Origin of the sequence: uncultured Microbacterium sp. (assembly GCF_913776565.1) — a bacterium.
Lineage (GTDB): Bacteria > Actinomycetota > Actinomycetes > Actinomycetales > Microbacteriaceae > Microbacterium.
Map to the genome: position 1 here is coordinate 1 of NZ_CAJYPF010000208.1, position 10754 is coordinate 10754.

Below are 10754 nucleotides of genomic sequence, written 5' to 3' on the forward strand. Positions count from 1 at the left end.
GCCGGGTCGCCGATCATCCTGCAGACCTCGGTGAAGACCGTGAAGTACTTCGGCGCCGCGGTGCTGTCCGGCCTCGCCGCCGCGGCCGCCGACGCCGCGAGCGTCCCCGTGGCGCTGCATCTCGATCACTGCCCCGACCGCACGGTGATCACCGAGACGATCGCCCACGGCTGGTCCTCGGTGCTGTTCGACGCGTCGGACCGCCCCTTCGAGGTCGCGCGACGCGAGACTGCCGAGGTCACCGCAGAGGCCCACGCCGCAGGCGTCGACGTCGAGAGCGAGATCGAGAACATCGTCGGCGTCGAGGACGGCGTGGGATCCGACGACCCGGACGTGCACTTCTACCCCGACGAGCAGCTCGTCGAGGTGGCCGCCGAGACCGGGACCGACCTCATCGCCCCCGCCTTGGGGACGGCCCACGGCCTGTACAAGGCCTCGCCCGTGCTGCTCTTCGACCGCGTCGCGGCGCTGGCCGCCCTCACCGACGTCCCTATCGTCCTGCACGGTGGCACGGGCCTGTCGGGCGAGGAGTTCGCCCGGTTCATCGACGCCGGCGTGTCCAAGATCAACATCTCGACCGCGCTCAAGCTCGCCTACATGCACTCCGCGCGCGACCATCTCGCCGAGGCCGAGCGCACCGGCAAATGGGAGCCGGTGAAGCTGTTCGACCAGATCGGGGCCGCGGTCGAGGGCGTCGTCTCCGAGCATGTCGGCCTGTTCCGTTCCGGTTCGCGTCAGGCGGTGTCGGCATGACGGATCGCGCGCTGATCCTCGACTGCGACGGCGTCCTCGCCGACACAGAGCTCGACGGTCACCTCGTCGCCTTCAACCGCACCTTCGAAGAGCTCGGGATGCCGTTCCACTGGAGCGCCGAGGAGTACGGCCCCCTGCTGAGGATCGGCGGGGGCAAGGAACGCATGCGGGCCTACCTCGCGGAGCATCCCGAGATCGACCTCGGGAGCCCCGACGAGGTCGACGCGCTGATCGTTCGCGCGCACGCGCGCAAGTCCGAGATCTACGTCGAGCTGGTCGAGAGCGGTGCTCTCCCCGGCCGCCCCGGGATCGCCCGGATCGTCGGAGAGGCCCTGGATGCCGGGTGGCAGGTCGCCTGCGCCTCGACCTCCGCCGAGAAGAGCGTCGAGGCGGTGCTCGCCTCGGTCGTGGGGCCCGCGCAGCGGGCGCGCATGTCCGGCGTCTTCGCCGGCGACATCGTCGCGGCCAAGAAGCCCGCTCCCGACATCTACCTGCTCGCGGCCGAAGCGCTCGGGCGCACTCCCGACGAGATCGTCGTGATCGAGGACTCGCAATCCGGTGCGGCCGCGGCTGCGGCGGCTGGAATGTCGCACCTGGTGACGGTCAGTCACTTCACCGCCGACGACGACTTCCCCGCGGCATCCGTGGTCGTCGACGTGGTGGGCGACGCACGGACCCCCGCGACCCTGCGCGCGGGTGAGGACGTCCGCGACTCCCGCGGCGTCATCGGCGTCGAGGGTCTGGAGCAGATCCTCGCGACGCGTTCCTGATCGGTTCGCGCCGGAAGGGCCCCCTCGATCGTCTCGGCCGAGTGGGGCCTCTTCGTGCGCCCGGCGTCAGGACAGGTCGTAGTGGAACTCGAGGCGGATCATGTCGCCGCGGAAGCTGATGCGGCTGAACTCGAACGGCGTTCCATCGGGTGCCGCGATGCGCTGCTCGAGCAGCAGCAGGGGGGTGCCCGAACGCGTGCCGAACAGCTTCGCCACCGCCGCCGACGCGGTCGTGGTCTCGAGCGACTCCGAGATCGACGACATCCGCAGGCCGAAGTCGCGGTCGAGCACGGTGCACAGCTGCTCGTGCGCGAGGTCTCGCTCGAGCATCTCGGGAGCCAGCGCGCGGGGAACGAACGACTCGTGGAGGCTGATGGGGTTGCCCTCGACGCGGCGGAGGCGCCGGATGGAGTTCACCGGCGTGCCCTCGGCCACCGACAGGGCGGCCGCGACGCGGGTATCGGCGTCGACGACGGTGCTCGACAGCACCTCGGTGGTGGTGGCGTATCCCTGCTGTTCCAGCTGCTCGCGGATGCCCTGGTACGAGGGGGAGCGCGTGCTGATCTTGCGACGCGAGACGAAGGTGCCCTTGCCCTGCACGCGGAACAGCAGGCCCTCGTCGACGAGGCGGGCAAGGACCTGACGCGCGGTCATGCGGCTGATGCCGTAGATCTGGTTCAGCTCGTTCTCGGACGGGATCTTCTGATCCGGCACCCACTCGCCGCCGGTGATCTTGTCGCGGATGACGTCGGCGAGTTGGATGTACAGCGGCGTCGCCGAGTCTCGATCCAGCTTCTCCGTCATCGGCGTGTCCCTTCTGTCCGCGGCCCCGGTGTCGCGAGTCGCGAGCGCCGATCGTCGGTGCGCCGAGGATCTGACTCGTCTAAACTTGTATATACGTGTACTGTATTTCTACAACGGGTACGACGACGTCCGCTCGGCTTCGCTGAAGCCTATCCGACGCCCTCGACCCGACGTCGGTCCGGCCCGCTGGCGCCGGAGGATTCATCGAGGATGAGGATCATGGCTCAGACCATCAACTTGGAGCCCGCGGCGCCGTGGGTCGAACTGCGAACGACCGAGGCCGACTGGGATGCCGCCGATCCGGCGTTGCTGCAGACGATGCTCGTTCAGCTGCACCTGATCCGCGCGTTCGAGGAATACGTCCTCGAACTGGCGGGCCAGAAGCTGATCAACGGTCCCGCTCACTCCTCCATCGGACAGGAGGGCGGGGCGGTGGGCTCCGCCCTCCCCCTCGTCAGCGCGGACCAGGTCAACGGTTCGCACCGCGGGCACCACCAGTTCCTCGCCAAAGCTCTCGGTCACGTGCAGCCGAACGGCTTCGACGCCACCGCGGACTTCTCGGGCGAGGTGCGCGAGGTCCTCTACCGGGCGTTGTCCGAGATCGCCGGCCTGCGCGACGGCTACTGCAAAGGACGCGGCGGGTCGATGCACCTGCAGTGGACCGAGGCCGGTGCCATGGGCACCAACGCGATCGTCGGCGGGGCGGTGCCCTTCGCGGTGGGCTTCGGGTGGGCCGACCAGCACGCCGGCACCGACAACGTCGCCGTGACCTTCTTCGGCGACGGCGCCGTGAACATCGGATCCGTGCTCGAGAGCTTCAACCTCGCCTCGGCATGGAAGACGCCCACCTGCTTCTTCATCGAGAACAACCAGTACGCGGTGTCCACCACCGTCGCCGAGGCGACTGGCGAGGCACGGCTGTCGGGCCGCGGCCTGGGCTTCGGCATCCCGAGCTGGCGTGTCGACGGCCAGGACACCCTCGCCGTCTACCTCGCCATGCAGCAGGCCGTCGACCACATGCGCTCCGGCGGCGGCCCCACCATCGTCGAGGCCGACACGTACCGGTTCTTCCACCAGAACGGCCCCTTCCCGGGCTCGGCCTTCGGTTACCGCACCAAGGACGAGGAGAAGGGCTGGCGCGACCGCGACCCCATCGCGCTGGTCGAGGCGCACCTCGTCCGCCGTGGCATCCTGAGCGCGGACGAGGCCCAGTCCGTGCGCACCCGCGCGAAGAAGATCATGCAGGACGTCGGTTCGGACGTCGTCGAGGCCGATCCGAACGGAAAGCCCGGGCAGCTGCGCCTGCGGGCGGAGCTGTGGCCCTCGACCGAGACGATCAATCTCGGCATCCGCGGTGAGATCCCCGTGATCGACGATGTCGCCGTCAAGCACAACGCCGACTTCGCCGCCGACGAGCTCGAGGAGAAGAAGTTCGTCGACGTCATCGCCGAGGTCATGCACCGGCGGATGGAGCAGGATCCCTCGATCGTGGTCCTCGGTGAGGACGTGCACCGCCTCAACGGCGGGTCGCGCGGAGCGACCAAGGGCCTCGCCGACGACTTCCCCGACCGCACCCTCGGAACCCCCATCAGCGAGAACGCCTTCACCGGCTTCGGCGGCGGACTCGCCCTCGACGGGCGGTACTACCCCGTGATCGAGCTCATGTACGCGGACTTCCTGTGGGTCGCCGCCGACCAGCTGTTCAACCAGATCGGCAAGGCCCGGCACATGTTCGGCGGCGACCACGACATGCCGCTGCTGCTGCGCATCAAGATCGGCACGAACACCGGATACGGCTCGCAGCACTCGATGGATCCGGCGGGCATCCTCGCCACGTCGGTGGGATGGCGCATCATCGCGCCCTCGTCGCCGCTGGACTACGTCGGGCTGATCAACACGGCCATGCGGTTGAAGGACCCGGTCGCCGTCCTCGAGCACGACGCCGACCTCTACAAGTCGATGGGCGAGGCGCCCAAGGATCTCGACTACTGCCTGCCGTTCGGCAAGGCGGCCGTCCGCCGCGAGGGCGCGCAGGTCACCGTCATCAGCTACCTCTCGATGGTGCACCGCGCCGTCGAGGCGGTCGAGAAGGCGGGCGTCGACGGCGAGGTGATCGACCTGCGGTGGCTCGACAAGGCCAGCGTCGACTGGGACACGATCGGCGCCTCGATCCAGAAGACCAACCGGGTCGTGATCGTCGAGCAGGGGTCCGAGGGAACCTCGTACGGTGCGTGGCTGGCCGATGAGATCCAGCGTCGCTACTTCGACTGGCTCGACGCCCCGATCGAACGCGTGACGGGGGCGGAATCGTCGCCGAGCATCTCGAAGGTGCTCGAGGCTGCCGCCCTGGCCACCACCGACGACATCGTCGCCGCGCTGACGGCGATCGTCTGACCCGGCGTGCGAGAGGACTACTGACATGGCTCGATACCTGCGCATGCCCGGCGTCTCGGCGGATTCCGACGCCGCCGCCCTCGAATTCTGGACGGTCGAGAAGGGCGACACCGTCGCGGCCGGCGACACCGTCGCCTCGGTCGAGACCGAGAAGGCCGTCGTCGACATCGAGATCGACGAAGAGAGCGTCATCTACGCCCTCGTGGCGGAATCCGGCTCGATGGTCGCGGTGGGCGACCCGATCGCCGTGCTCATCGCCCCCGGCGAGGACCCGGCCGAGGCGGAGGATCTGCTCGCCCGACTCGGTGGGGGAGCGGTAGACGAGCCGCCCTCCACCGTCCCCGACCCGGCGGCGTCGAGCGGCTCGGCTTCGGCGCCGTCGGCGGCCCCCCGCGAGGTGCCCGCGGCCCCGGACGCCGGCGCCGTGGAGCAGGCGGCCGAGGACCTGGCCGCTCCCGTCGCCGCGCCGGCCGATGCGCCTGCGGCGATCGCGACGGCCGAGGTCCCCGCCTCCGCCGGCGGGTCCGGCCGGATCTTCGCGAGCCCGCTCGCGCGCCGCGTGGCGGCCGATCGGGGCGTGGATCTGTCGAGCGTCACCGGGTCGGGGCCGCGCGGCCGCATCGTGCGCGCCGATGTCGAGGCCGCAGCGTCCGCCGCGGTCGCAGCTCCGGCCGCGACGCCCGCCGCCCCTGCGGCGACGCCCGCCGCCGCGCCCGCCGCCCCCGCGACGGTGCCGGCGGGCGGGACGGCCACCCCCCACACGAAGCTGCGGCGTCTGATCGCCAATCGCCTGCAGGAGAGCAAGCGCACCGCTCCGCACTTCTACCTCACGCGCCACCTCCGCGTCGATGCGCTGCTCGCGCTGCGTTCCCAGCTCAACGAGGGGGCCACCGCCCGGGTGTCGGTGAACGACTTCTTCGTGAAGGCCGCGGCCCGTGCGCTCGTCGACGTTCCCGAGATGAACGTCATCTGGACCGACGACGCGGTCGTCGGCTTCGACACCGCCGACATCTCGGTCGCGGTGGCGAGCGAGAAGGGCCTGGTGACGCCCACCTTCCGCGACATCGAGACGATGTCGCTCGCGACGCTGTCGGCGCAGATCAAGGATGCCGTCGCCCGGGCCAACCAGGGCCGGTTGCAGCAGTCCGAACTCGAGGGCGGGACGCTGTCGATCTCGAACCTCGGGATGTTCGGCGTCGACGAGTTCGCGGCGATCATCAACCCGCCGCAGGCGGCGATCCTCGCCGTCGGTGCGGCGACGGCGCGCCCCGTGGTCGGGCCCGACGGCGCCCTCGAAGCGGCCACGGTCGTGACCGTCACCCTGTCGGTGGATCACCGTCCGGTGGACGGTGCGATCGCGGCACGCTGGCTCGACCGTCTCGCGACGCTCATCGAGAATCCGCTGCAGATCCTGCTCTGACGCAGACGCTGCGAGGCCCCGGGTCCATGACGGTCCGGGGCCTCGCGGCGTGTGCGGGAAGGCGGAGCCGGTGCCGCTCCCCGTCGAACGGATGCCGGAAGGGCCCCGGATCCGACGATCCAGGGCCCTCGCGGCATCCCTCCTCAACCGAAGAGCACCTCGGCCTCGGCGTAGCGCTCGGCGGGGACGGTCTTGAGCTCGTCGAGCGCCTCGGCGAAGGGGACGGTGGTCAGCTCGGTGCCGCGCAGAGAGATCATGCGGCCGGTGTCGCCGCGGAGCACCGCCTCGGTGGCGGCCATGCCCATGCGGGTCGCGAGCACGCGGTCGAACGCCGAGGGGGTTCCGCCGCGTTGGATGTGCCCGAGAGTGGTGGCGCGGGTCTCGATGCCGGTCGCGGCCTCGATCAGCGGGGCGAGGCGCTCGCCGATCCCCCCCAGTCGGGGCCGCCCGAAGGCGTCGAGTCCGCGTTCCGAGTGCGGGTCGTCTGCCTGATCGGGGATGAACCCCTCGGCCACGACGACGAGCGGCGCCTTTCCGCGGGCTCGGGCGTCGGTGATCCACGCGGTGATCTCGGTCATCGTGGTGCGGCGTTCGGGGATGAGGATCGCGTGGGCGCCGGCGGCCATGCCGGAATGCAGGGCGATCCAGCCCGCGTGGCGGCCCATGACCTCGGCGACCATGCAGCGTCCGTGCGAGTCGCCGGTGGTGCGGAGTCGGTCCATCGCCTCGGTCGCGATCTGCACGGCGGTGTCGAAGCCGAAGGTGTAGTCCGTGCCGTTGAGATCGTTGTCGATGGTCTTCGGCACACCGACGATGCGGATTCCGCCGTCGGCGAGGCGCTGCGCGGCGGCGAGGGTCCCCTCGCCGCCGATGGCGATCAGCGCGTCCACTCCCAGGGCGGCGAAGTTGCTGCGGACTCGTTCGATGCCGCCGTTGTCGAAGGGATTGAAGCGCGTCGAACCGAGGATGGTGCCCCCGTGCTTGGCGATCCCGCGGATGCGCGGCCGGTCCAGGACGACATGCTCGCCCGTCGTCGCCCCGCGCCATCCGCCCAGGAAGCCGACGAACGAGTGATCGCCGGCGGCGAATCCGCGCAGCACCGCCCCGCGGATGACGGCGTTGAGACCGGGGCAGTCGCCCCCGCTGGTCAGGAGCCCGATGCGCATGGGCGGTTCCGCTGCGGGCGGGTGGGGAGGGAGGTGGCGACGTCCATGTCGTTTCCTTTCCGCCGTCATCGTCGACGGTCTAACTTGTATATACAAGTATAGCGAGATAGCCGGGGCGGTGTCGCCGCTACTGTGAGTCCTCATGAGCGGCGACAGCGGCGGCAAGCGCATCGGCGTACGCGAGGTCGCCGTCGCAGCCGGGGTGTCGGCGCAGACGGTCTCGCGCGTGCTGAACGGATACCCGGGCATCCGCGAGGCGACCAGGGAGCGCGTGCTCGACGCGGTCGCCGCCCTCGACTATCGCGTGAACAACGCCGCGCGCGCACTCGGCACGAGCCTGACGCGGACGGTCGGGGTCGTGGCATCCGATGCCGTCCTGCATGGACCGGCCGCGGGGATCGCCGCCCTCGAGCGGGCCGCGCGGGCGCGCGGTCGGTGGATCTCGACCGCCTACACCGACTCGGACGACCCCGCCGACATCGACGCCGCCGTGCGCCACCTCCTGGATCAGGGGGTCGACGGGATCGTGCTCGTCGCCGCGCACGGAGCCACCCCCCTCGAGGGGTACGACGTGCCGATCGTGCCGTTGTACGGCGAGTCCGGGAGTCGCCAGCGCGACGCCGCCGCGCTCGTCGTCGATCATCTCGCCGACCTCGGACACCGACGCATCGTCGAGGTGGCAGGCCCGTCGGACTGGCGCGAGGCCCTCGCGCGTACGGCCGGCGTCGCCGACGCCGTGGATCGCCGCGGCCTCGAACACGCGGACCGGTTCGAGGGGGATTGGAGCGCCGCCTCGGGGGCCGCGGCGGCCGAGGCGGTCGCCGCCGGCCTCGCGGCGGGGGCCACGGCCGTCGCGGTCGCCAACGATCAGATGGCCCTCGGTCTCACGGCCGGTCTCGTGTCCCGAGGCCTGCGAGTGCCGGCGGACGTCTCGGTCGCGGGTTTCGACGACAATCCGGATGCCGCGTTCTACACGCCGTCGCTCACGACGGTCCGCCTCGATGTCGAGGGGGAAGCGGCGTACGCCGTGGCCGCGGTGCTGGGCGACGCGGTCGTCGCGCCGGCGGCTCCCGTGCTGGTGGTCCGGGACTCCACCGCCCCGCCGGCCTGACGCCGGGTGGGCTCCGGCGCGCGGCGCGGGCTCCGGGGCGCGGGGCGCGGGGCCGGTGCTGCGGTGGGTGGTGCCGGTGCTGCGGCGGGCGGTGCCGCGGGCATGGGCTCGCGCGCGCTCGGGGCTGTCGCGGCGGCGGGGCCAGACGTGGGCATGGGCTCGCGCGTGCTCGGGGCTGTCGCGGCGCCGGGCCGTGGGCATGGGCTCGCGCGCGCTCGGGGCTGTCGCGGCGCCGGGCCGTGCGAAACTCCGGAGAAAGCGCCCGGATCCGCCGGCCAACCCCGGCCGAACCCGTCCGGAGGGTCGGATGATCAGGAGTTTCGCACGCCCGCGCCGCGCGGCGCGGCGCGGGAGGCCGGTAGGGCGGGCGCGGTCGCGTGCGCGGTCGCGGTCGCGGTCGCGTGCGCGAGGCGCGAGGCGCGCGGTGCTGGAGCGGCGGCGGCGCGTGCCGAACTCCGGAAAAAGGGCCCGAATCCGCCTCCCCAAGCGGCCGAACCCGTCCGCCGGGCCAAAAACTCCGGAGTTTCGCACGCCCCGCGCCGCAGAACGCCCCGCGCCGCGCGGCGGTGCCGCGCCCCGGCGCCCCCGCACCGCACGGCGGCGCCCGCCCGCCTCAGCGTGCGGCGCGGAGCGGACCGGCGAGCCACCTCTCCACCTCGCCGGCGGTGCGCAGCCGTACGACGGGGAGGGTGGCATCCTGTGCGGGAACGCGCTCGCGGTATGTGCCGCAGGTGGAGATCGACCACCGCACGATGTGCTCGGGGTCGGTGAAGAACGTTCGCAGCGGGGGCTCGACGTTGCCGTTCCAGAGGTGCTCGCGGCGAAGGCGCCGGCGGACGGTCCGCGCGACGACGCGGGGGAGCGTGACGGTCGCGAACGGCAGGTCGAGCCAGACGAGCAGCTCGGCGCGTGCGGTCAGCAGTGGTCGCGCCGCGGAGTACTGCCACTCGGTCACCCACGCCTCACCGGCGACGAGGCGGTGCACGTCGTCGACGAACTCGGGTCGAGGCGTCCAGTCGGGACCGTGGAACAGCGCGTCGATCTCGGTGTGCGGGATGCCGAGCACCTCGGAGATCCGCGCCGCCAGGGTCGTCTTCCCCACGCCGGAGACGCCCGCGACCACGACGCGACGCGGCCGCGCGGGGAGCGGGTCGGTGGCGCGCAGCATCCGCACATCGTAGGTCGCGCGCTCGCCGCCCGGCGTGACGGCGCCTCGAGATCACACGATCGGCGCGAGGTCACACGGTCCGGCCGTGCCGCGGCACGTCATCTCGCGCCGATCGTGTGATCTCGGCGCGGGCAAGGCGGCATCCCCGCGAAAGGCGCCCTCGCGGAAGCGCGATGTTACCGGTAACATTGCGCATCGAGGGCGCTCGCCCCGCCACCCGACCCCGTCGAAGGAGACCGCGTGTCCGCTGCCGCCACGTTCGCGCCCGAGGTGCAGGAGGCCATCGACGCCGTCCGCGCCGACGTCGCGAGACTGCACGCCGAGCTCGTGCGCTACAACCTCGTGATCTGGACCGGCGGCAACGTCTCGGGCCGCGTCCCCGGGGCCGACCTGTTCGTGATCAAGCCGTCCGGCGTCTCGTACGACGACCTCGCGCCCGAGAACATGATCCTGTGCGACCTCGACGGCAACGCCATCCCCGGCGCACCCGGCTCCGAGCGCAGCCCCTCCAGCGACACGGCGGCGCACGCCTACGTGTACCGCCACATGCCCGAGGTCGGCGGCGTCGTCCACACGCACTCGACCTTCGCCGTGGCGTGGGCGGCGCGCGGTGAGGAGATCCCCTGCGTCATCACCGGCATGGCCGACGAGTTCGGCGGTCCCATCCCCGTCGGTCCGTTCGCGATCATCGGCGACGACTCGATCGGTCGCGGCATCGTCGAGACCCTGAGCGGACACCGCAGCCGTGCAGTGCTCATGCAGAACCACGGCCCGTTCACGATCGGCGTCAGCGCGAAGGACGCGGTCAAGGCCGCCGTCATGTGCGAGGACGCGGCGCGCACCGTGCACTACGCCCGCGAGGCCGGCCCCCTCGTGCCGATCCCGCAGGACCGGATCGACGCCCTCTACAACCGCTACCAGAACGTCTACGGACAGAGCACGGACGACCGTCGATGAACGCGCACATCACCGAAGGCCGGGCGAGCCTCGGCATCGAACTCGGCTCCACCCGCATCAAGGCCTGCCTCATCGGACCCGACGCCGAGGTCCTCGCCACCGGCTCCCACGAGTGGGAGAACGTCTACGCCGACAAGCTGTGGACCTATTCGCTGGATGCCGTCTGGTCGGGCCTGCAGGCCGCCTATGCCGAGCTGGTCGAGAACGTCCG

Annotated in this window: 9 protein-coding genes and 1 pseudogene; 7 read left to right on the forward strand and 3 right to left on the reverse strand. The window is 71.5% G+C overall.

Annotated features, from left to right (window positions below; genetic code table 11):
• A partial coding sequence (locus QZ433_RS11715) for a class II fructose-bisphosphate aldolase (RefSeq protein WP_295783609.1) occupies positions 1-753 on the forward strand: 753 nt, incomplete at its 5' end.
• The gene (locus QZ433_RS11720; protein WP_295783611.1) at positions 750-1523 is read left to right on the forward strand and encodes an HAD-IA family hydrolase; all 774 of its coding nucleotides are present in this window, start codon (positions 750-752) and stop codon (positions 1521-1523) included. The genes QZ433_RS11715 and QZ433_RS11720, both read left to right, overlap by 4 nt.
• A 66-nt stretch (positions 1524-1589) precedes the next feature.
• On the opposite strand, the gene QZ433_RS11725 is transcribed toward QZ433_RS11720, so the two are convergent.
• Positions 1590-2327: a GntR family transcriptional regulator gene (locus QZ433_RS11725; RefSeq protein WP_295783613.1), complete on the reverse strand. Its 738-nt coding sequence runs from the start codon at positions 2325-2327 to the stop codon at positions 1590-1592.
• A gap of 219 nt (positions 2328-2546) precedes the next feature.
• Here QZ433_RS11725 and QZ433_RS11730 point away from each other — a divergent pair, with 219 nt between their 5' ends.
• Together QZ433_RS11730 and QZ433_RS11735 are read left to right on the forward strand one after the other, a co-directional pair.
• Entirely contained in the window at positions 2547-4721 is a 2175-nt protein-coding gene (locus tag QZ433_RS11730; protein WP_295783616.1) for a thiamine pyrophosphate-dependent enzyme, read from the forward strand.
• Between the two features lie 25 nt (positions 4722-4746).
• Positions 4747-6141, forward strand: a complete 1395-nt coding sequence (locus tag QZ433_RS11735) for a 2-oxo acid dehydrogenase subunit E2 (RefSeq protein WP_295783619.1) — start codon at positions 4747-4749, stop codon at positions 6139-6141.
• 143 nt (positions 6142-6284) lie between these two features.
• Here QZ433_RS11735 and QZ433_RS11740 read toward each other — a convergent pair whose 3' ends face one another.
• A complete protein-coding gene (locus QZ433_RS11740; RefSeq protein WP_295783622.1) occupies positions 6285-7307 on the reverse strand; it encodes an ATP-dependent 6-phosphofructokinase in 1023 nt (340 codons plus the stop codon).
• Between the two features lie 142 nt (positions 7308-7449).
• Between QZ433_RS11740 and QZ433_RS11745 the strand changes: the two genes are divergently transcribed.
• Positions 7450-8418, forward strand: coding sequence for a LacI family DNA-binding transcriptional regulator (locus QZ433_RS11745; RefSeq protein WP_295783625.1), 969 nt, complete (start codon positions 7450-7452; stop codon positions 8416-8418).
• Between the two features lie 613 nt (positions 8419-9031).
• On the opposite strand, the gene QZ433_RS11750 is transcribed toward QZ433_RS11745, so the two are convergent.
• Positions 9032-9586 (reverse strand): AAA family ATPase, encoded by a 555-nt coding sequence (locus QZ433_RS11750; RefSeq protein WP_295783628.1) that lies wholly within the window; start codon positions 9584-9586, stop codon positions 9032-9034.
• Between the two features lie 240 nt (positions 9587-9826).
• On the opposite strand from QZ433_RS11750, the gene QZ433_RS11755 reads away from it, so the two are divergent.
• On the forward strand, positions 9827-10543 hold the full coding sequence (locus QZ433_RS11755; protein ID WP_295783632.1) for an L-ribulose-5-phosphate 4-epimerase: 717 nt from the start codon (positions 9827-9829) through the stop codon (positions 10541-10543).
• Positions 10540-10754: pseudogene (locus QZ433_RS11760) on the forward strand (ATPase); the annotation flags it as partial. The gene QZ433_RS11755 and the pseudogene QZ433_RS11760, both read left to right, overlap by 4 nt.

What these genes read in the sequence shown, in the direction of transcription:
- QZ433_RS11720 (WP_295783611.1), top strand. Translation starts at nt 750, where the DNA reads ATGACGGATCGCGCGCTGATCCTCGACTGCGACGGCGTCCTCGCCGAC.
- QZ433_RS11725 (WP_295783613.1), bottom strand. Translation starts at nt 2,327, where the DNA reads ATGACGGAGAAGCTGGATCGAGACTCGGCGACGCCGCTGTACATCCAA.
- QZ433_RS11730 (WP_295783616.1), top strand. Translation starts at nt 2,547, where the DNA reads ATGGCTCAGACCATCAACTTGGAGCCCGCGGCGCCGTGGGTCGAACTG.
- QZ433_RS11735 (WP_295783619.1), top strand. Translation starts at nt 4,747, where the DNA reads ATGGCTCGATACCTGCGCATGCCCGGCGTCTCGGCGGATTCCGACGCC.
- QZ433_RS11740 (WP_295783622.1), bottom strand. Translation starts at nt 7,307, where the DNA reads ATGCGCATCGGGCTCCTGACCAGCGGGGGCGACTGCCCCGGTCTCAAC.
- QZ433_RS11745 (WP_295783625.1), top strand. Translation starts at nt 7,450, where the DNA reads ATGAGCGGCGACAGCGGCGGCAAGCGCATCGGCGTACGCGAGGTCGCC.
- QZ433_RS11750 (WP_295783628.1), bottom strand. Translation starts at nt 9,586, where the DNA reads ATGCTGCGCGCCACCGACCCGCTCCCCGCGCGGCCGCGTCGCGTCGTG.